The organism is Streptomyces sp. NPDC046881, from assembly GCF_040645015.1.
In the GTDB taxonomy this organism is placed as follows: Bacteria; Actinomycetota; Actinomycetes; order Streptomycetales; family Streptomycetaceae; genus Streptomyces.
Genome location: NZ_JBEYXJ010000002.1, coordinates 1 through 20,058 on the forward strand (window position 1 = coordinate 1; position 20,058 = coordinate 20,058).

At 70.5% G+C, this 20,058-nt stretch carries 19 protein-coding genes and 1 riboswitch; of the genes, 12 read left to right on the forward strand and 7 right to left on the reverse strand.

Annotated features, from left to right (window positions below; genetic code table 11):
* Window positions 1–102 precede the first annotated feature (102 nt).
* The 3 genes from glyA to gcvT all read right to left on the reverse strand — a co-directional run bounded on the left by glyA (window position 103) and on the right by gcvT (window position 3,010).
* Entirely contained in the window at window positions 103–1,371 is a 1,269-nt protein-coding gene (gene glyA, locus ABZ923_RS01460; RefSeq protein WP_361465274.1) for a serine hydroxymethyltransferase, read from the reverse strand.
* 14 nt (window positions 1,372–1,385) lie between these two features.
* Complete coding sequence (gene gcvH / locus ABZ923_RS01465; protein ID WP_361465277.1) at window positions 1,386–1,763, reverse strand: glycine cleavage system protein GcvH; 378 nt, start codon at window positions 1,761–1,763, stop codon at window positions 1,386–1,388.
* Between the two features lie 119 nt (window positions 1,764–1,882).
* Window positions 1,883–3,010, reverse strand: coding sequence for a glycine cleavage system aminomethyltransferase GcvT (gene gcvT, locus ABZ923_RS01470; RefSeq protein ID WP_361465280.1), 1,128 nt, complete (start codon window positions 3,008–3,010; stop codon window positions 1,883–1,885).
* 157 nt (window positions 3,011–3,167) lie between these two features.
* Window positions 3,168–3,272: riboswitch (glycine riboswitch) on the reverse strand.
* Window positions 3,273–3,443: 171 nt separating this feature from the next.
* Between gcvT and ABZ923_RS01475 the strand changes: the two genes are divergently transcribed.
* The 3 genes from ABZ923_RS01475 to ABZ923_RS01485 all read left to right on the forward strand — a co-directional run bounded on the left by ABZ923_RS01475 (window position 3,444) and on the right by ABZ923_RS01485 (window position 5,959).
* Window positions 3,444–4,118: an AAA family ATPase gene (locus tag ABZ923_RS01475; protein ID WP_361465783.1), complete on the forward strand. Its 675-nt coding sequence runs from the start codon at window positions 3,444–3,446 to the stop codon at window positions 4,116–4,118.
* Between the two features lie 66 nt (window positions 4,119–4,184).
* The gene (locus ABZ923_RS01480; protein ID WP_361465282.1) at window positions 4,185–4,976 is read left to right on the forward strand and encodes an enhanced serine sensitivity protein SseB; all 792 of its coding nucleotides are present in this window, start codon (window positions 4,185–4,187) and stop codon (window positions 4,974–4,976) included.
* Window positions 4,977–5,140: 164 nt separating this feature from the next.
* The gene (locus ABZ923_RS01485) at window positions 5,141–5,959 is read left to right on the forward strand and encodes an enhanced serine sensitivity protein SseB C-terminal domain-containing protein (protein WP_361465285.1); all 819 of its coding nucleotides are present in this window, start codon (window positions 5,141–5,143) and stop codon (window positions 5,957–5,959) included.
* A 78-nt stretch (window positions 5,960–6,037) separates the two neighbouring features.
* Here ABZ923_RS01485 and ABZ923_RS01490 read toward each other — a convergent pair whose 3' ends face one another.
* Complete coding sequence (locus tag ABZ923_RS01490; RefSeq protein ID WP_361465288.1) at window positions 6,038–6,583, reverse strand: hypothetical protein; 546 nt, start codon at window positions 6,581–6,583, stop codon at window positions 6,038–6,040.
* 558 nt (window positions 6,584–7,141) lie between these two features.
* On the opposite strand from ABZ923_RS01490, the gene ABZ923_RS01495 reads away from it, so the two are divergent.
* From ABZ923_RS01495 to ABZ923_RS01525, 7 genes are all read left to right on the forward strand, one after another.
* The gene (locus ABZ923_RS01495; protein ID WP_361465290.1) at window positions 7,142–8,137 is read left to right on the forward strand and encodes an ABC transporter permease; all 996 of its coding nucleotides are present in this window, start codon (window positions 7,142–7,144) and stop codon (window positions 8,135–8,137) included.
* A gap of 92 nt (window positions 8,138–8,229) precedes the next feature.
* Window positions 8,230–9,999 carry an ABC transporter substrate-binding protein gene (locus tag ABZ923_RS01500; protein ID WP_361465293.1) on the forward strand — a complete coding sequence of 590 codons (1,770 nt, stop codon included), beginning with the start codon at window positions 8,230–8,232 and terminating at the stop codon, window positions 9,997–9,999.
* Window positions 10,000–10,130: 131 nt separating this feature from the next.
* Window positions 10,131–11,132: an ABC transporter permease gene (locus ABZ923_RS01505; RefSeq protein ID WP_361465296.1), complete on the forward strand. Its 1,002-nt coding sequence runs from the start codon at window positions 10,131–10,133 to the stop codon at window positions 11,130–11,132.
* Window positions 11,129–12,226, forward strand: a complete 1,098-nt coding sequence (locus ABZ923_RS01510) for an ABC transporter ATP-binding protein (RefSeq protein ID WP_361465298.1) — start codon at window positions 11,129–11,131, stop codon at window positions 12,224–12,226. The genes ABZ923_RS01505 and ABZ923_RS01510 overlap by 4 nt, the downstream gene beginning before the upstream one ends.
* A gap of 23 nt (window positions 12,227–12,249) precedes the next feature.
* Entirely contained in the window at window positions 12,250–13,650 is a 1,401-nt protein-coding gene (locus ABZ923_RS01515; RefSeq protein ID WP_361465301.1) for a dipeptide ABC transporter ATP-binding protein, read from the forward strand.
* A 98-nt stretch (window positions 13,651–13,748) separates the two neighbouring features.
* Window positions 13,749–15,140 (forward strand): M1 family metallopeptidase, encoded by a 1,392-nt coding sequence (locus tag ABZ923_RS01520; RefSeq protein WP_361465304.1) that lies wholly within the window; start codon window positions 13,749–13,751, stop codon window positions 15,138–15,140.
* A gap of 47 nt (window positions 15,141–15,187) precedes the next feature.
* A complete protein-coding gene (locus tag ABZ923_RS01525; RefSeq protein WP_361465307.1) occupies window positions 15,188–15,847 on the forward strand; it encodes a trimeric intracellular cation channel family protein in 660 nt (219 codons plus the stop codon).
* Here the strand turns inward: ABZ923_RS01525 and ABZ923_RS01530 are convergent.
* A complete protein-coding gene (locus tag ABZ923_RS01530) occupies window positions 15,756–17,006 on the reverse strand; it encodes an alpha/beta hydrolase-fold protein (protein ID WP_361465310.1) in 1,251 nt (416 codons plus the stop codon). The genes ABZ923_RS01525 and ABZ923_RS01530 overlap by 92 nt on opposite strands.
* Window positions 17,007–17,159: 153 nt before the next feature.
* Between ABZ923_RS01530 and ABZ923_RS01535 the strand changes: the two genes are divergently transcribed.
* A complete protein-coding gene (locus ABZ923_RS01535) occupies window positions 17,160–18,020 on the forward strand; it encodes a thioesterase family protein (RefSeq protein WP_361465313.1) in 861 nt (286 codons plus the stop codon).
* On the opposite strand, the gene ABZ923_RS01540 is transcribed toward ABZ923_RS01535, so the two are convergent.
* Entirely contained in the window at window positions 18,007–18,606 is a 600-nt protein-coding gene (locus tag ABZ923_RS01540; protein WP_361465315.1) for a TIGR03086 family metal-binding protein, read from the reverse strand. The genes ABZ923_RS01535 and ABZ923_RS01540 overlap by 14 nt on opposite strands.
* A 102-nt stretch (window positions 18,607–18,708) precedes the next feature.
* Between ABZ923_RS01540 and ABZ923_RS01545 the strand changes: the two genes are divergently transcribed.
* Window positions 18,709–19,683 carry a YafY family protein gene (locus ABZ923_RS01545; RefSeq protein ID WP_361465318.1) on the forward strand — a complete coding sequence of 325 codons (975 nt, stop codon included), beginning with the start codon at window positions 18,709–18,711 and terminating at the stop codon, window positions 19,681–19,683.
* 91 nt (window positions 19,684–19,774) lie between these two features.
* Here the strand turns inward: ABZ923_RS01545 and ABZ923_RS01550 are convergent, their stop codons facing one another.
* On the reverse strand, window positions 19,775–19,990 hold the full coding sequence (locus tag ABZ923_RS01550; protein ID WP_361465320.1) for a hypothetical protein: 216 nt from the start codon (window positions 19,988–19,990) through the stop codon (window positions 19,775–19,777).
* Between the last annotated feature and the right edge of the window lie 68 nt (window positions 19,991–20,058).

Genomic DNA, 20,058 nt, shown 5'->3' on the forward strand with positions numbered 1-20,058 from the left:
GTTGGTTTTTTCCGTTTTGTTTGTACAATTTGTGGTGTTTGGGGGCGCGCCCCCCCCCCACGCCGGTACATCCAGTGTGCGCGGTGCCCCGCGAAAGGTGACTTACTTGTTCAGACCCGCGTACAGCGGGTGCTTCTCGGCGAGCGCCTTCACGCGCGCCTTGAGGGCCTCGGCGTCGTAGGACGGCTTCAGCGCCTCGGCGATCACGTCCGCGACCTCGGCGAAGTCCTCGGCCGTGAAGCCGCGGGTGGCCAGGGCCGGCGTACCGATACGCAGACCCGAGGTGACCATCGGCGGACGCGGGTCGTTCGGGACGGCGTTGCGGTTGACCGTGATGCCGACCTCGTGGAGGCGGTCCTCGGCCTGCCGGCCGTCCAGCTCGCTCTCGCGCAGGTCGACCAGGATGAGGTGCACGTCCGTGCCGCCGGACAGCACGTTCACCCCGGCCTCACGGGCGTCGGGAGCCGTCAGGCGCTCGGCGAGGATGCGGGCGCCCTCCACCGTACGGCGCTGGCGCTCCTTGAAGTCCTCAGAGGCGGCGACCTTGAAGGAGACCGCCTTCGCCGCGATCACGTGCTCCAGGGGACCGCCCTGGAAGCCCGGGAAGACGGCCGAGTTCAGCTTCTTCGCGAAGTCCTTGCCGCGCGCCAGGATGATGCCGCCGCGCGGGCCGCCCAGCGTCTTGTGGGTGGTCGAGGTGACCACGTCGGCGTACGGCACCGGGTTCTCGTGCAGACCCGCCGCGACCAGGCCCGCGAAGTGCGCCATGTCGACCCACAGGTAGGCCTCGACCTCGTCGGCGATCCGCCGGAACTCGGCGAAGTCCAGCTCCCTCGGGTACGCCGACCAGCCCGCGATGATCACCTTGGGGCGGTGCTCCTTGGCGAGCCGCTCCACCTCGGCCATGTCGACCAGGCCGGTCTCGGCGTCCACGTGGTAGGCGACCACGTTGAACTGCTTGCCGGAGAAGTTCAGCCGCATCCCGTGGGTCAGGTGACCGCCGTGCGCCAGGTCCAGGCCGAGGATGGTGTCCCCGGGCTGGGCCAGCGCGAACAGGGCCGCCTGGTTGGCGGAGGCGCCGGAGTGGGGCTGCACGTTGGCGTACTCGGCGCCGAACAGCTCCTTGACCCGGTCGATGGCGATCTGCTCGGCGACGTCGACGTGCTCGCAGCCGCCGTAGTAACGGCGGCCCGGGTAGCCCTCGGCGTACTTGTTGGTCAGGACCGAGCCCTGGGCCTCCATCACCGCGAGCGGCGCGAAGTTCTCGGAGGCGATCATCTCCAGGGTCGACTGCTGGCGGTTCAGCTCGGCGTCGACCGCGGCGGCGATCTCCGGGTCCAGCTCGTGCAGGGGCGTGTTCAGGACAGTCATAGGGCTACGACTCCTCAGCCGGCGGAAAAGGCGGTGTACTCGTCGGCGGAGAGCAGGTCGGCCGGCTCCTCCGCGACGCGTACCTTGAACAGCCAGCCGCCCTCGAAGGGGGCGGAGTTCACCAGCGACGGGTCGTTGACGACGTCCTCGTTGACCTCGGTGACCTCGCCGGTGACCGGCGAGTACAGGTCGGAGACCGACTTCGTCGACTCCAGCTCGCCGCAGGTCTCGCCCGCGGACACGGTGGTGCCGACCTCGGGGAGCTGGACGAAGACGACGTCACCGAGCGCGTTGGCCGCGTGCTCCGTGATGCCGACCGTCGAGACGCCGTCCTCGGCGCCCGACAGCCACTCGTGCTCCTTGCTGTAGCGCAGCTGCTGGGGGTTGCTCATGGCCTGAATTCTCCTGTACGCGGGGGTGTGCTGATGAAGGGGGGACTGCTGAGAACGCGCGTGAGCAGCGCCGATGTGCCCGACGTCACGTTCCGGCACGACGTGGGGCTACGACGGTGTCACTTCCGGCGCTTGTAGAACGGCAGCGCCACGACCTCGTACGGCTCGTGGGTGCCCCGGATGTCCACGCCGACGCCCTCGGTGCCCGGCGCCGCGTACGCCGCCTCGACGTAGGCCATGGCGATCGGCTTGCCCAGGGTGGGGGAGGGGGCCCCGGAGGTGACCTCGCCGATCACCGCGCCGCCGGCGACGACGGCGTACCCGGCGCGCGGCACCCGGCGGCCCTCGGCGACCAGGCCGACCAGCACCCGCGGCGGGTTCTCCTGAGCCCGGGCGGCGGCCTCGGCGAGCGCCTCGCGGCCCACGAAGTCGCCCTCCTTCTCGAACTTCACCACCCGGCCGAGCCCGGCGTCGAAGGGGGTCAGCCCGCGGGTCAGCTCGTGCCCGTACAGCGGCATGCCCGCCTCCAGGCGCAGGGTGTCCCGGCAGGACAGCCCGCACGGGACCAGACCGGCGCCCTCGCCGGCCTTGGTCAGCGCCTGCCACAGCTCGACGGCGTGCTCCGGCTTCACGAACAGCTCGAAGCCGTCCTCGCCGGTGTAGCCGGTGCGGGCGATCAGCGCGGGGACGCCGGCGACCGTGCCGGGCAGGCCGGCGTAGTACTTCAGGCCGTCCAGGTCGGCGTCGGTGAGCGACTTCAGGATGCCGGGGGACTCGGGGCCCTGCACGGCGATCAGCGCGTACGCGTCCCGGTCGTCACGGACCTCGGCGTCGAAACCGGACGCCCGCTCGGTGAGCGCGTCCAGCACCACCTGGGCGTTGGAGGCGTTGGCCACCACCATGTACTCGGTCTCGGCCAGGCGGTAGACGATGAGGTCGTCCAGGATGCCGCCGTCGGCCTGGCAGATCATGGTGTACCGGGCGCGGCCGACGCCCACGGAGGCGATGTTGCCGACCAGGGCGAAGTTCAGCAGGGCGGCGGCCTCGGCACCGGTGACGGTGATCTCGCCCATGTGGGAGAGGTCGAAGAGACCCGCCTTCGTACGCACGGCGAGGTGCTCGTCGCGCTCGGAGCCGTAGCGCAGCGGCATGTCCCAGCCGGCGAAGTCGGTCATCGTCGCACCGAGCGAACGATGCACGGCATCGAGCGCGGTGTGGCGCAGCTCAGTGGGTTCGGTACTGCTCATCGGTCGGTCGTCTCCCAGGGCAACAGGGATGGGGCGAGGAACGTTCCTCCCCATCTGTCATCGGAACCTGAGAGGTTCGCCACGACCGCCACAGGGACGATCAGGGCTTGCACCTTGGGTGGAGCCGCCGTCACGGCGGCCCGCTTTTCAGATGTGCCTCGCCCGCGCGGTAACGGTGCCTGAGAGATTCAAGGGAGGGACTTGCTCCTTCGGCGCCCCAGCGGCACAGACGTGCGGCTGGGAACTCTCCCGCGCGGATTCAAACGGCCGGTATGCAGTTGGCGCGCACATCATTGCACGCCGCACCGCGGCCAGCCAGAGCACGCTGCTTGTGACCGACCTGTGGCACTACGCACACGAAGCGCCGACCGTTGCCCATTACCTTCTCTTTACATACAACGGGGATGGGACGACCGAGCCCACTGGGAGGACGATCACGGTGAACAGGACCTCGGCCTACGCCACCGACGCCGGCATCGCGGTGCCGAAGCCGGCCCCCGCCCTGACCCGCCGGCCCGGCGCCGGCCGGCCCGCCCCGGTCGTCCGCGACCTGCGCGACCGCGCCGGCCGCAGCCCGCACGCCCTGCTCTTCGGCCCCCGCGACCTGGTGGTGATCACCGGACTGCCCGGCAGCGGCAAGTCCACCCTGATGCACCGCGCGGTCACCGGCCACCGCATCGACTCCCAGGACGCCCGCGACCGTTGGGCGGCCCGCCTCCCCCGCCGCCTGCCCTACGCGCTGTACCGCCCCCTGGTCCGCCTCGCCCACTACGCCGCCCTGCGCCGTGCCCTGCGCACCGGCGAGGGAGTCGTCGTGCACGACTGCGGCACCCAGGCCTGGGTGCGCGCCTGGCTGGCCCGCGAGGCCCGGCGCCGGGGCGGCACCCTGCACCTGCTCCTGCTGGACGTCAGCCCCGGCACGGCCCGGCAGGGCCAGCACGAGCGCGGCCGGGGCGTCTCCCGCTACGCCTTCCGCCGCCACCGCCGCACCACCGCCCGGCTGCTGCGCGCGGTGGAGAGGGGCGAGCTGCCCGCCGGCTGCGGCGCGGCGGTGCTGCTGGACCGGGACGCGGCGGACGTCCTCAGGCGCGTGGGCTTCACTCGATGAGGGACTGTCACAGCCACCCGCTAGCCTTCATGCTCACAGCAGTGGTTCCCAGCAGGCGGTAGGCAGATGGACTTCCCGGCGGACATTCCCGCGGACTTCCCGGCACAGGCGCACCCCCAGCCGCACGGCGGCTGGCCCGGCAACGAGCTGGAGGAGGTGCTGTCGGCCTCCCTCGGCGTCCCCTCGGCGGGCGGCCGGATCATCGAGGTGCTCGGCCGCAGCTTCCTGTGGATACCGCTGCCCGGCGGCGGGGGCCCGCACAGCGGCCCGCTCGACCTGCCGACCATGGAGATCGACGGCGGGACGTACGTACCGGTGTTCAGCTCCGAGGAGCAGCTGCGCCAGGCGGCCGGTGCCCACATGTCGTACACCATCGCCCCGGCGGTCGAGTTCGCCCGCGGCCTGCCCCCGCAGGCGGGCATCGCGGTGAACCCGGGCGGTGTGGTCGGCGTCCCGCTGCCGCCCGAGGCCGTGGCCGATCTGTGCCGGGCCGGCCGCACCCCGCTGGACGGCCCCAACACCGGCGGCCGGGTCCGGCTCTTCGAGCCCGACTGGCAGGACGACCCGGTCGACTTCCTCTCCGCGGCCTCCGCCGAGTTCGCCGGCACCGGCGTGGTGCTCACCGCCCGCCGCTGCCTGGCCGCCATCGAGACGGCCGAGCCGGTCATGTTCGTCGGCGTGGAACTCTCCCAGTGGGAGGGCGACCTGCGGACCCTGCCGCTGGACGCCCTGGGCCGCGCCCTCGGCAAGGTCCCCGTCAAGTGGCCGGTCAACCTGGTCCTCATGGACGTCGCCGACGACCCGGTCTCCGACTGGCTGAAGACGAACGTCCGGCCGTTCTACCAGAACGGCCACTGAACGCACCCGAGGGGCGCGGGGCCGCATCCGGTGTGCGGCTCCGCCGCGGGGGCGCGACAACCCACCGCACACCCGGGCCCGCGCACGAACAGAGGGCCCCGGGCTGCCAGGCGCTTAAGCTGTCTCCGAACGCGGGGCACTGAAACGAAGGGCCGGTACACCAGGTGAGCGCGAGCCACAGCGGCAGCGTCGAGCACATGCTGCGCCAGGTCACGCCCGGACGCTACGACGCCTACGAGGCCCTGCTCCGCGCCCTCGCCACCCCCTCCTCCGGCCAGATCTGGATGCTCCTGTGGCACGGCCAGGCCGGCTCCCCGGACGCCCAGTACGGGAACATGGAGGTCGACGGCTGCCACTACGCCCCCTGCGTCACCTCCGCCCAGGAGCTGTCGGCCAGTGGCTGGAACCGCTCCTACGAGGTGGTCGACGGCCTGGACGTGGCCCGCACCCTCTACCCCGACCACTACGGCCTCTGGCTCAACCCGCACGCCCCGGGCGGCGGCGTCGGCATCCCCTGGCTGGATCTGCGCCGCATCGCCACCGGTCTGGACCGCCAGCCCGCCGGCCCGCTGCGCCTGTCCGAACCCGGCATCGAGATCCCGCAGTTCTACGCCCTGCTGGCGCAGAACGCGCACCGCACCCCCGCGCTCCGCTCGCTGCGCCGCGCCTGGGTGCAGCCCGCGCTCGGGGCGCCGTACCTCGCCATCGGCCTGGACGTGTACGAGACCTCGCCGGCCGCGGTGGACTCGGTGCGCGCGATGATGCAGCAGTCCGTCGGCGCGGTCCCGGAGGGGCTGCCGGTGTCGACGGTCGCGATGAGCGACGACTACGACCCGGTGGTGATGTGGATGCGGGTCAACGCGCGCCCCTTCTACGACCGCGAGGCCCACGTGCCCGCGCCGCAGCCCCAGCTCCACGTGCCGGTCCCGCCGCAGGCCCCGGCCGGCGGGTACGGCTATCCGCCGGTGCACGGCGGCTACTGAGCACCGGGTCGCGCCGGAGCCGACGAAAACGGGACCCCGCACCGGTTCGGGGTCCCGTTTCTCACGTCAGTGCGGGCGTCAGGCGTTCTCGCGCAGCCACACGTTGTTGGAGTTGCCCTTCATCGGGGTCAGCATCGTGTGCTTCCACTTCACCTTGGTCTTGGAGCAGTGGGCGACGTCCCAGATGTACTTCGTGATGATCTGCTTCTTGGCGAGGTGCCACATCCGGATGCGCTGGGTCTTGCCCCGGTCGATGTAGAGGACGTACTCCCACTCCTCCTTGTGGGACCACTTCTTCGTGAGCTTCACGCCGGCCTTGGCCTCGGCCTTGGCGATCCACTTGCCGATCTCCGCCTTGGCTTCGGCGGAGCCCTCCACGGTGGTGGCGGCCGTCTTGACGTCGTGGTACCGGGCCTCACCGGGGCCCTGCACGGCGGCGCTGGCCAGGCTGGTCTTGATCTTGCCCTTCTTCGCCGAGCTGGCCACGTACCTCGGCTTGAGGTCGTCGCCCTCGGGCTGGCAGCCGGCCGAGGCCGTACCCGCGGACACCGCGACGATGGTGAGCGAACCCGCCAGAGTGGCCAGCACTGCGCCGCTCGCGGTGAGCTTCCTGCGTGTGTTCATCGTTCCCCGTTCGAATACGCCAAGGCGCCCCGCACGGCGGGGAGTTGCCCTGACGGTCCTGTGTGACGCCGGGAAACCTAGCGGCCCCGCGTATCGGATGTCATGAACATTCCTAAGCGGAACGGGGCAATGCTCAGGTAAACCTCAAGTGATCTTGTTCAGTCTCGTTGACGGGTAAATTACGCGCTGCGAATGCCCCGACTTGTTCCGTGGACAGTTGTCACCCAGGGGCGGAAACCGGTCATGTCGTGGTGCCTGCTGTGACGTGGGTCACGGTGCCGCCACGTCCGTGTGGCTGCGGTCGACGGGTCCGCCGGCCCGTGGGTTTTGCTCCAACTTGCCGCGTTCGCGGGGCGTTACGCGCTGTCCGGATAACGGAAAACCGCAGCCGCGATCACGTTTGCGCATCCTTTCACCGTCAAGTCTGGCGACTGATCGCACAAGCGTTGAAGACTCCCCCTTCAAGGGGCTCGCCCCCGTGTACGACAGACAGATGAGAGGCCGCCACCAGCGGCAAGCGCGGGCCGGTCACCACCGGTTGAGAGGGGTCCCTGCCAGATGACGGCGCCATTGCACGACACGACCGCGGAAGCGGCCCCGACCGCGCCGCCGGAGACAGGCGGCGGCAGGAAGATCGAGGGCCGGTCCCTCAAGCAGATCGCCTGGCACCGTCTGAAGCAGGACAAGCTGGCCCTCGCGGGCGGGTGCACCGTCCTGTTCCTCGTGCTGGTCGCGGTCTTCGCTCCGCTGATCGTCTCGCTGCTCGGCCACCCGCCCAACGAGTTCCACCAGGAGCAACTGGACGAACTCACCAACCTTCCCAAGGGCGCGTGGGGAGGCGTGAGCGGCGACTTCCTCTTCGGCGCCGAGCCCAACAAGGGCAGGGACGTCTTCAGCCGCATCGTCTACGGTGCGCGCATCTCCCTGCTGGTGGCCTTCCTGGCCGCCGTGGTGGCCGTGGCGTTCGGCACCCTGTTCGGCATCATGGCCGGTTACTTCGGCGGCTGGGTGGACTCGCTGATCAGCCGCACGATGGATGTGCTGCTGTCCTTCCCGCAGCTGCTGTTCATCATCTCCCTCGTCTCCGTCCTGCCGGACGACTTGCTGGGCCTGACCGGCACGGGCGTACGCATCGCCGTGCTCGTCCTCGTCATCGGATTCTTCGGCTGGCCGTACGTCGGCCGTATCGTCCGCGGGCAGACGCTGAGCCTGAGGGAACGTGAGTACATCGAGGCCGCCCGGAGCCTGGGCGGCGGCAGCCGGCACATCCTCTTCAGGGAACTGCTGCCCAACCTGGTCGCCCCCATCCTCGTCTACGCGACGCTCATGATCCCGACCAACATCCTCACCGAGGCCGCCCTCAGCTTCCTCGGCGCGGGTGTCCGGCCGCCCACCGCGAGCTGGGGCGGCATGCTCCGGGACGCGCTGCAGACCTACGAGCACGACCCGATGTTCATGGTCTTCCCCGGCGCGACCATCTTCATCACCGTCCTTGCCTTCAACCTCTTCGGGGACGGCCTGCGCGATGCGCTGGACCCCAAGGGGACCCGCTGACCCACGACTTGCCCCTGCCGCATCGTCAGGTGGCTCTCTCCATGGTTCTCCGGCTAAGACCCGGGACCGCGAATCTCGGAGGTTACGAGAAAATGCCCACAGGTTTCCCGAAGCGGCGGCTCGCTGCTGGCGCAGCCCTCGTTGTCGCGGCGCTGGTGAGCACCACGGCGTGCGGCGGCGGTGACGATGACAGCGACGGCAAGGGCAAGGGTGCCGGTTACAACGCTGCGCTGAACAAGGTCGTCAACGCGTCCACCAAGAAGGGCGGGACGCTGAAGTTCGTCGGCAAGCAGGACTTCGACTCCCTCGACCCGCAGCGCACCTACTACGGCATGACCTGGGACTTCATGCGGTTCTTCACCCGCACCCTGGTCACCTACGACACCAAGCCGGGCGAGGCGTCCAACAAGCTGGTCGGCGACCTCGCCACCGGCCCCGCGCAGGTCTCGGCCGACGGCAAGACCTACACCTACAAGCTGCGTGACGGACTGACCTGGGAAGACGGCTCCAAGCTGACCTCCAAGGACATCAAGTACGGCATCGAGCGCATCTGGGCGACCGACGTCATCACCGGTGGTCCGGCGTACATCAAGCAGACGCTCGACCCCAAGGGCGAGTACAAGGGTCCCTACAAGGACAAGGCCAAGGACAAGCTGGGCCTGAAGGCGATCCAGACGCCCGACGACCAGACCATCGTCTTCAAGCTGCCCAAGCCCAACGGTGACTTCGAGCAGTTCCTCGCCATGCCCACGGGTGCCCCCGTGAAGGCCGACAAGGACACGGGCGCCAAGTACACCCAGCACCCCTTCTCCTCCGGCCCGTACAAGGTCCAGTCGTACAACGCCGGCAAGAGCCTGGTGCTGGTCCGCAACGGCGCCTGGAACAAGGCCTCGGACCCGATCCGTCCCGCCCTGCCGGACAAGATCACCGTGACGATCTCCGCCAACCTGGAGGAGAACGACAAGAAGCTGATGGAAGGCGACTACGACGTCGACGTCAACGGCACCGGCATGACCCAGTCGGGCCGCGTCACCGCCGTTCAGGACCACAAGGCCGACATCGACAACATCCAGACGTCGTTCGTGCGGTACGTGGCCCTGGTCCACACGGCGAAGCCGCTGGACAACGTCCACTGCCGCAAGGCCGTCTTCTACGCCACCGACTTCAAGGGCCTGCAGCAGACCCGCGGTGGTGAGATCGCCGGTGGTGAGATCGCCAACTCCGTCTTCCCGAAGAGCATCCCGGGCTACAGCGACTACGACCCGTACGGCGTCCTCGCCCGCAAGGGCAAGCCGGACGCGGCCAAGGCCAAGGACGAGCTGAAGCAGTGCGGCAAGCCCGGCGGCTTCTCCACCAAGATCACCGCCCGTACCAACAACCCGGGTGAGGTGGACGCTGCCGAGGCGCTGCAGGAGCAGCTCGCCAAGGTCGGCATCAAGATCGAGGTCGACTCGATCGACGGCGCCCAGTCCTCCAGCATCACCGGCTCGCCGAAGGTCGTGAAGGAGCGCGGCTACGGCATGACGATGAGCGGCTGGGGCCCGGACTTCCCGACCGGCCAGGGCTACGCGCAGCCGCTGTTCGACAGCCGGTTCATCTTCGAGAACGGCAACTACAACGAGTCGCAGATCAAGGACCCGAAGATCGACAAGCTCTTCGACGACGCGATCGCCACGACCGACAAGGCCAAGGCCAAGTCGCTGTACGAGCAGATGAACAAGCAGCTGATCGACAGCGCCGACTGGATGCCGTTCATCTACGAGAAGAACATCTCGTGGCGCGGTCCGCGTCTGACGAACGTCTACTCGTCCGCCGCCTACAACGGCCGCTACGACTACGTGTCCCTGGGCGTCGCGAAGTAGTCGGTCGCCGCACCCCCGAACTGATCGAACCCTTGCCGCCGCATCCCGCCAGTCCGAAGGGCAGGTGATGGCCCGGGCGGCGGCCGGGAACTCCCACAAGGAGTGCCCCGGTCGCCGCCGGGCCGCGCACAGTGCTTGCTTATCTCATCCGGCGCCTGTTCGCCGTACTCATCATGGTGCTGGTCGTCCTGCTCGCGACCTTCACCGTCTTCTACATGCTGCCCAAGTGGGCGGGCCAGGACATCGCCGTTCTCTTCGCCGGCAAGGCCACCGGAGCCGAACAGATCGAGGGCATCCGCACCAAGCTCGGTCTCGACCAACCGCTCCTCGTGCAGTTCTGGGACTTCGTCAAGGGCATCCCGCTGGGCCGTGACTACGCCAACGGCAACGACGTCACCCACTGCCCCGCCCCCTGCTTCGGCTACTCCTTCGTGACCGAGAAGCCGGTGTGGGACACCCTCAAGGAAGCCATGCCGGTGACCGGCGCCCTCGCCGCCGGCGCCTGTGTCCTGTGGCTCGCGGCCGGTGTCGCCGCCGGTATCGTCTCCGCGCTCAAGCGGGGCTCGGTCTGGGACCGCGCCGCGATGATCGGCGCGCTCGGCGGTGTCTCGCTGCCGGTCTTCTTCACCGGCATGGTGGCGATGGGCCTCTTCGTCCACAACCTCGGCTGGATCCACATCGAGGACGGTCTGAACACGGACGACTCAGTCGGCGTCTGGTTCGAGACGCTGCTGCTGCCGTGGATCGTGCTCGCCCTGCTGAACGCCGCGATGTACGCCCGTCTCACCCGGGCCACCATGCTGGACGTGCTCGGCGAGGACTACATCCGCACCGCCCGGGCCAAGGGCCTCGGGGAACGCGCGGTGATCACGCGGCACGCGCTGCGCTCCGCGATGACCCCGATCCTCACGGTCTTCGGCCTGGACCTGGGCGCGCTGCTCGGCGGCGCCGTGCTGACCGAGTCCACCTTCAACCTGCCCGGCCTCGGCCTCGCCGCGGTGCAGGCGATCAGCAGCCACGACCTGCCGGTCATCCTCGGGGTAACCCTCTTCGCCGCGCTCGCGATCGCCGTCGCCAACCTCGCCGTCGACCTTCTCTACGCCGTCATCGACCCGCGAGTGAGGCTGGGATGACCGAACTGAACAAGACCGGCGCGGCCGTCGGTGAACCCGTCGCCGCCTCGGCCGCCCCCACGGCCTTCCTCGAAGTGCGTGACCTCAAGGTGCACTTCCCCACCGACGACGGCCTGGTCAAGTCCGTCGACGGCCTCAGCTTCCAGCTGGAGAAGGGCAAGACCCTCGGCATCGTGGGCGAGTCGGGCTCCGGCAAGTCGGTGACCTCGCTCGGCATCATGGGCCTGCACACCACCGGCCAGTACGGAAAGCGCAAGCCCCAGATCTCCGGCGAGATCTGGCTGGACGGCAGGGAACTGCTGTCGGCCGACCCGGCCGAGGTGCGCAAGCTGCGCGGCCGTGAGATGGCCATGATCTTCCAGGATCCGCTGTCCGCGCTGCACCCGTACTACACGATCGGCAGCCAGATCGTGGAGGCGTACCGGATCCACCACGACGTCGACAAGAAGACCGCCCGCAGGCGGGCGATCGAGATGCTCGACAGGGTGGGCATCCCGCAGCCGGACAAGCGGGTGGACAACTACCCGCACGAGTTCTCCGGCGGTATGCGCCAGCGCGCCATGATCGCCATGTCGCTGGTCAACAACCCCGAGCTGCTCATCGCCGACGAGCCGACGACCGCCCTCGACGTGACCGTCCAGGCGCAGATCCTCGACCTCATCCGCGACCTCCAGAAGGAGTTCGGCTCCGCGGTCATCATCATCACCCACGACCTGGGTGTCGTCGCCGAGCTGGCCGACGACCTGCTGGTGATGTACGGCGGCCGGTGCGTGGAGCGCGGCCCGGCGGAGAAGGTGTTCTACGAGCCCCGCCACCCCTACACGTGGGGCTTGCTCGGTTCGATGCCGCGCCTCGACCGCGAGCAGCAGGAACGCCTGATTCCGGTCAAGGGGTCCCCGCCCTCGCTGATCAACATTCCGTCCGGCTGCGCCTTCAACCCGCGCTGCCCGTACGCCGACATCCCGAAGGACAACGTCACCCGCACGGTCCGCCCGGAGCTGAGCGAGGTCGGCAGCCGGCACTGGGCCGCCTGCCACATGTCGCAGGAGCAGCGGGAGCGGATCTGGACCGAAGAGATTGCGCCGAAGCTGTGAGTGAGAACGCAGAGGACAAGGCAGTGAAGATCCCTGCCCAGAGCGACGGCGCGGAGCCGGCATCCGCAGGCGCGGCCACCCTCACCAAGGACGCCGCGCCCGGCGAGATCCTGTTGAAGGTCACCGGACTCCAGAAGCACTTCCCCATCCGCAAGGGCCTGTTCCAGCGGCAGGTCGGCGCGGTGCGTGCGGTCGACGGCATCGACTTCGAGGTGCGGGCCGGCGAGACCCTGGGTGTCGTGGGCGAGTCCGGCTGCGGCAAGTCGACGATGGGCCGGCTGATCACCCGGCTGCTGGAGCCGACCGCCGGCACGGTCGAGTTCGAGGGCAAGGACATCACCCACCTCGGGGTGAACGGGATGCGTCCGCTGCGCCGCGACGTGCAGATGATCTTCCAGGACCCGTACTCGTCGCTGAACCCGCGCCACACCATCGGCACCATCGTGGGCGCCCCCTTCCGGCTCCAGGGTGTCACCCCCGAGGGCGGCATCAAGAAGGAAGTGCAGCGGCTGCTGTCGGTCGTCGGCCTCAACCCCGAGCACTACAACCGCTACCCGCACGAGTTCTCCGGCGGCCAGCGCCAGCGCATCGGCATCGCCCGCGCGCTGGCCCTGAAGCCGAAGCTGGTGGTCGCCGACGAGCCGGTCTCGGCGCTGGACGTGTCGATCCAGGCCCAGGTCGTCAACCTCATGGACGACCTCCAGGAGGAGCTGGGCCTGACCTATGTGATCATCGCGCACGACCTGTCCGTCGTCCGGCACGTGTCGGACCGGATCGCGGTGATGTACCTGGGCAAGATCGTGGAACTCGCCGACCGCACCTCGCTGTACGAGTCGCCGATGCACCCGTACACCAAGGCGCTGATGTCCGCGGTGCCGATCCCGGACCCGAAGCGGCGGAACGCCAAGAACGAGCGCATCCTCCTCCGCGGTGACGTGCCGTCCCCGATCGCCCCGCCCACCGGCTGCCGTTTCCACACCCGGTGCTGGAAGGCGACGCAGATCTGCAAGACGACCGAGCCGCAGCTCGTCGAGCTGAGGCCCGGCCAGCGGGTGGCCTGCCACCACCCGGAGGACTTCGAGGACCAGGCCCCGCAGGACACGGTCCTGCTGTCGGCGGCGAAGGAGGCGTCGGAGCTGGTCCCGGACGCGGTTCTCGCCGAGGGGCAGGCCGAGAAGGAACCGGCGGCGGAGAAGGCACCGGCCGCCGGGAAGAAGGCTGCTTCCGAGGAGACTGCCTCCGAGGAGCCGGCGGCCCCCGAGAAGCCGACTGCTTCCGAGAAGCCGGCTTCCGAGCAGAAGCCGGCTTCCGGAGAAGAGGCTTCCGGAGAGGCGGCCGCCTCCGAGGTGAAGACCGAGCCCGCGGCCGACGCTCCCGCGGAGGGTCCGGCCGGCACCGACTCCCAGGAGTCGACCGGCAAGTAGCACATGACGACTAGGCAAAGTCATGTACATGCCTGGACGGGAGAGTGAAGAGTCGTCCGTGTCCGACCACTGATCGGCACGCTCGAAAGGGACGACACATGACACTCTCCCGTTCGGCACGTCTGGGGGCTGTCGCCACCGCGGCAGCCTCCTTCCTCGTCATCGCCGCCTCCTCCGCCCCCACCCCCGGCGCCCCCGGCATCGGCGACCCCTACTTCCCCCGGCTGGGCAACGGCGGCTTCGACGCCCGCCACTACGACCTGGACATCGCCTACGCCCCGGACACCGGCCGCCTGGACGGCCGTACGACCCTCACGGCCCGCGCCACCCAGAAGCTCACCTCCTTCGACCTCGACCTCCAGCAGCTGGAGGTCACCGGGGTCCAGGTCGACGGCAGACCCGCGCGGTTCACGCGCGACGGCGACGAGATCACCGTCACCCCGCGCCACCCGCTCCGCGAGGGACGGGACTTCACCGTCTCGGTGACCTACGGCGGCGTACCGCAGCCCCTCGGCGGGCCGATCGTCTTCGGTTCCGACTACGGGTGGATGAAGACCCCCGACGGCGTCTTCGTCGCCTGCGAACCCAACGCCGCCTCCACCTGGTTCCCGTCCAGCGACCACCCCGCCGACAAGGCCACCTACGACATCCGGATCAAGGCTCCCCGGGGGCTCACCGGCGTCTCCAACGGCCGGCTGGTGTCGACGTACGACAAGGGCGGCTCGACGTACACCCACTGGCGGGAGTCCAAGCCGATGGCGACCTACCTCGCCACCGCCACCATCGGGAAGTTCGACGTGCGCACCGGGCGCACGCCCGGCGGCATCCCCGTCTACGTCGCCATCGACCCCGTGCTGAAGAACAGCAACAACGTCGACGTGTACGCCGTCACGGCCGCCGCCACCGACTACTGGTCGCAGGTCTTCGGGCCGTACCCCTTCGAGGAGACCGGCGCGATCGTCGACGACATGCCGGAGGCGGGGTTCTCGCTGGAGGTGCAGAGCAAGCCCGCCTACTCGGCCGTGCGCAACGAGACGACCATCGTGCACGAGCTGGCCCACCAGTGGTTCGGCGACTCGGTGAGCGTGGCGCAGTGGAAGGACATCTGGCTCAACGAGGGCTTCGCCACCTACGCCCAGTGGCTGTGGGCCGAGCACCAGGGCACCCGCACCGCCCACGACTCCTTCCTGGCCGGCTACACCGCCCGCCCGGCCGACTCCGCCTTCTGGCAGATCAAGGTCGCCGACCCGCAGCGGGACACCATGTTCGCCTCCGCCGTCTACCAGCGCGGCGCGATGACGCTCCAGATGCTGCGCGAGCGGATCGGCGACACGGCCTTCTTCAAGCTGCTCCCGGCCTGGACGAGGCTCCACCGGTACGGCAACGCGGACACCGCCGACTTCATCCGCCTCGCCGAGCGCGTCAGCGGGCAGCAGCTCGACGATCTCTTCGACACCTGGCTGTTCACCACAGGGAAGCCCGCCCTGTGAGCCTGGCTTTGTAAGGTTCACGCACTCCGGCAGGTGAGAATGTCAGGGTGCAGCTCCAGCAACTCTTCAGTCCCTCCGTCCAGCACACGCTCGATGTCATCGGCATCTTCGTGTTCGCGATCTCCGGCGCGCTGCTGGCCGTCCGGAAGAACTTCGACGTCTTCGGCATCGCCGTGCTCGCCGAGGTCACCGCGCTGGGCGGGGGGCTGTTCCGCGACCTGGTCATCGGAGCGGTGCCCCCGGCCGCCTTCACGGACCTCGGGTACTTCGTCACGCCGCTGCTCGCCGCGCTCGTCGTCTTCTTCCTGCACCCGCACGTGGAACGCATCCAGGCGGCGGTGCTCGTCTTCGACGCGGCCGGCCTCGGCCTGTTCTGTGTCAGCGGGACGACCAAGGCGTACAGCTACGGCCTCGGCCTGACCGCGTCGGCGACGCTGGGCCTGGCCACCGCCGTGGGCGGCGGCGTGCTGCGGGACGTGCTCGCCAACGAGGTGCCCTCGCTGCTGCGCTGGGACCGCGACCTGTACGCGGTCCCCGCGATCGTCGGCGCCACGATGGTCGTGCTGTGCCTCCGCTACGGCGTGCTCAACCCCCTCACCAGTGGGTTCGCGGTCGTCACGGCTTTCGTGCTGCGCCTGCTCGCGATGCGGTTCCACTGGCGAGCGCCGCGCGCGTGGAACCGCCGGTCGACGGTGACGGAGGAGTAGCGGCCCCGGCGACGGACGTGTCCCGGCCCTTGGCGTGATTCTGGCCCATCTGCAGGGTCAGCCAGCGGAAGACGGTGTCCACCTGCGGACGCCACAGCGCCATGGTGTGACCGCCCGCGCTGCGCGGCAGGAACACCACCCGCACGGTGGTCGGCGCCTTGGCCACGGACTCCAGGGCCCTGCCCGCCTGGTAGCCGTCGCCGGCCTGGCCGGAGAGGTACAGCGCGATCCGGGGCGGCTCGGCGGCCTTCCGCAGCAGCAGGTAGGGGTTGTTCGCGGCGCGCAGCGCGGGGCTCTGGGCGGCGAGGGAGTTGCGTTCGCCGATCGGGTCGTTGTAGCCGGACATGCTCACCGCGGCCCGGTAGCGGTCCGGGTGGGCCACGGCCAGCTTGACCGCGCAGTGCGCGCCCGCCGAGTAGCCGGCCACCGCCCAGCCCTGGGGCGCCGGCTGGGCCCGGAAGTTGTCCGTGACCATCTTCGGCACGTCGATGCTGAGCCAGGTGTCGGCGTTGACCTGGCCCGGGACGTTGGCGCAGCCGGTGTCCACGCCGGCCAGCAGGTTGGTGCGCGGGGCGACCAGGATGAACGGCGCCACCTGGCCGCTGCGCATCAGCGGCAGCAGCTGCTCGTGGGCCTTCATCGCGCCGAACCAGGCCTTGGCGGAGCCGGGGTAGCCCGGCAGCAGTTCCACCACCGGGAACCTGGTGTGGCGGTAGGCCGGTTCGCCGTACTGCGGCGGCAGCCAGACGTACACCTCGGCGTTCACGCCGGAGACCCGGCCCCGGAGCTGGGTGACCCGCACCCCGCCGGCCGCCCGCATGCCGGGCCCGCCGGCGGCCGTGAAGCTCTGTCTCACCTTGGGCAATCGTTTCACCGAGATACCGCCGGTGCCGTCCGGGCCGAGGTCGGCGGCCTGCTGGACGTGGTCGCCGGTGCCGAGCAGGTCGGCCCAGTTGTCGTACAGGTTGTTCTGGTTGTTGACCAGCACGAAGACCAGCGTGACGGCCGTGCCCTGGGCGAACAGCAGCATCAGCACCCGGGCCACGGCACGCAGCGGCCTGGGCCCGCGCATCCGCGACCACAGCGCGAGCGGCAGTATCAGGGCGACCACGGACAGCACGACGGTCAGGTAGAGGAACGGAGTCCCGGTCAGGCTCATGTCCTCATAGAGGGAGTTCGGCGGCCCGGGGTTGTGGACGTGTCGGGACACTTACCGAGAAATTGCCGGAGCCTCACCCGGAGGCCGGATGGCGTCATCCGGCCGTCACGTAAAAAGCTACCGCTTAGTAGTTTCCTGCTGTACCGTTCACCCATGCCAGAAGCAGCTTCCGTCCCCGCCGTACGGGCCCTGATCGGTGACAGCGAGTTCGACCGCGACACCGCGGTCACCCGGCGCGAGCCCGGCGTCTACGACATCGACCTCTCGGCCGGCTGGACCATCATCAGCGCCGTCAACGGCGGCTACCTGCTGGCCGTGCTCGGCCGGGCCCTCGCGGACAGCCTCCCGCACCCGGACCCGTTCACCATCTCCGCGCACTACCTGACCGCCTCCCAGCCGGGTCCCGCGGTCGTGCGCACCGAGACCGTGCGCACCGGCCGGACCCTCTCCACCGGCCAGGCCTCGCTCTTCCAGTACGACGACGAGGGCAACGAGGTCGAACGCATCCGCGTCCTCGCCTCCTACGGCGACCTGGGCGCCCTGCCCGACGACGTCCGTACGACGGCCACCCCGCCCCCGATCCCGCCGCTGGAGCAGTGCTTCGGCCCGGAGGACGGGCCGGCCCCGGTCGACGGCAGCTCCGCCATCACCGAACGGCTGATGCTCAAGCTGGACCCCGCCACCCTCGGCTGGGCGCTCGGCGCGCCCTCCGGCAAGGGCGAGATGCGCGCCTGGTTCGGGCTCGCCGACGGCCGCGACGCCGACCCGCTCTCGCTGCTCCTCGCCGTGGACGCCCTCCCGCCCACCGCCTTCGAACTCGGCCTCAAGGGCTGGGTGCCGACCGTGGAGCTCACCGTCCACGTCCGGCACCGCCCGGCCCCCGGCCCGCTGCGGGTGTCGATCATCACCCGCAACCTGGCCGGCGGCTTCCTGGAGGAGGACGCCGAGGTGTGGGACAGCGCGGACCGCCTGGTCGCCCAGTCCCGCCAGCTCGCCCGGGTCAGGCTCGGCTGAGCGGCTCGCGCCCCAGCCAGGCCGCCAGCCGCCCGTAGGCGTCCGCCCCCGCGGGGGCCTCGCGGCGGCTGTCGAAGGGGGTCTGCTCGTCCCGCGGACGGGAGTCGGGCAGCACCCGGCGGGCGGTGGCGAGCGCGAACTCGGCCAGTTCCGGGTCCAGTTCGTGCGGGTGGCCGACCGCCTCGGAGAGGTCCCAGGTGTGCGTCACGATCTCCATGACGTACCCGGACAGGGCCGCGTGCCCCGGCACCTCGCCCCACGGCACGCGCACCTGGCTCACCATCCGCTCGTCGCTCTCCCAGGCCTTCAGCACGCGGACGCGCACCTCGTCGTAGGCCGCCGCCCAGCCGTCGTCGGCGACGTCCTCGGCGACGGGCTCCACCGCCAGTCCGTCGCCGCCCTCGCCGACCACGGCGATCCGCCGGGTGCCGCCGACCACGTGGCTCAGCAGGCCCCGCACGTCGAACTCGGTACACGGCGTGGGGCCGGCGAGCTGTTCCGGGCGCACCGCCCGGATGAGGGCGGCCGCCTGCTCGGTGGCACGGGTGTAGAAGGGGCGCGGGTCGGTGAAACCGGTGGTGGTCATGGGATGCACCTCTCGTGAGTCGGTGCACCGAGCATCCCCGGATAACCTGACAGAACCCGTCAACATTTGCGCGGGGTCCTGGCGCGGCGGGATCCTTGCGCCGTGAAGTCCGACCGGCTGCTGTCGATCCTGCTGCTCCTGCAGACCCGGGGCCGCGTGCCCGCGCGCGAACTCGCCGACCGGCTGGAGGTGTCGGTGCGCACCGTCTACCGGGACGTCGAAGCCCTGTCCGCCGCCGGGGTCCCGGTGTACGCCGAGCGCGGCCGGCGCGGCGGCATCGCCCTCCTCCCCGGCTTCCGCACCGACGTCACCGGGCTGACCGCCGACGAGTCCCGGGCCCTGTTCGTGCTGGCCGCCCAGGGCGCCCATGCCGCGCTCGGCCTGGACGCGGCCCTCGGCTCCGCGCTGCGCAAGGTGATGGCCGCGCTCCCGGCGCCGCACCGGCCCGCCGCCGAGGTGACCAGCCGGCGCGTCCTGGTGGACGCCACCCGCTGGATGAGCGGCCCGCGGCAGGCCGCCGACCTGGAGGTGCTCCAGGGCGCGGTGTTCTCCGACCGGCGCCTGCGGCTGCGCTACCGGCACAGCGGGGAGCGGGAGCCGCGGACGTACACCGTGGATCCGTACGGCCTCGTCGCCAAGGCCGGGGTCTGGTACCTGGTCGCCGACCGGCGCGGCCGGCCGCAGCTGTTCCGCGCCGACCGGGTGCGCTCGGCCCGGCTGCTGGACGAGCCCGTACGGCGCCGGCCCGGCGTCGAACTCGCCGACGCCTGGGAGGCGCTGCGCCGGCAGGTGGAGGAGCGGGAGGACGCCGTCGAGGTCACCGTGCGAGTACGGCGCGACCGGCTCGACCTGTTCCGGCGCATGGCCGCCGCACAGCTGACGGCGGTGTCCGACGACGACGGCACGGGCGAGTGGGCCACCGCGCGGCTGGCCTACCCGGTGCTGCGCGCCGTACGCCAACTCCTCGGATTCTCCGACCAGGTGGAGGTCCTGGACCCGCCCGAGGCCCGCGCCGAGCTGCTGGCGGGCGCGCGCTCGGTCACGGCGCTGTACGAGGGGTCCCGGCCCGGGAACTGACAGCCGGCGGACGGCGCGGGCTCAAGTGCCGCCCGGGCGGGGTGGGTTGAGTGCGCCTTCAGGACTTTCCCCTCCCCGCCGGAGCCGACTCTCATGAAGCGTGCCGTCTCGTCCCCGTCGCCGTCCTGCCGGCGCTGTCCCCGCTGCCGGCCGCGTGCGGCTCGGGCGTCTCCTCCTCGTCCGGCTCGTCCGGCGGCGACTCCGGGGCCCGGCAGGGCTGCCGGGTGCCGTCCGGGATGCCGACGGGCGGCGCGCCGGGCCGGCGGCCGAGCGGTGCGCCGTCCGGGGTGCCCCCGGGGGCGTCCACGGGGAAGCCGAGCGGGGTGGCGACCGGTACGCCGAGCGGGGTGCCCTCGGGCCTGCCCGGCGGTGCGC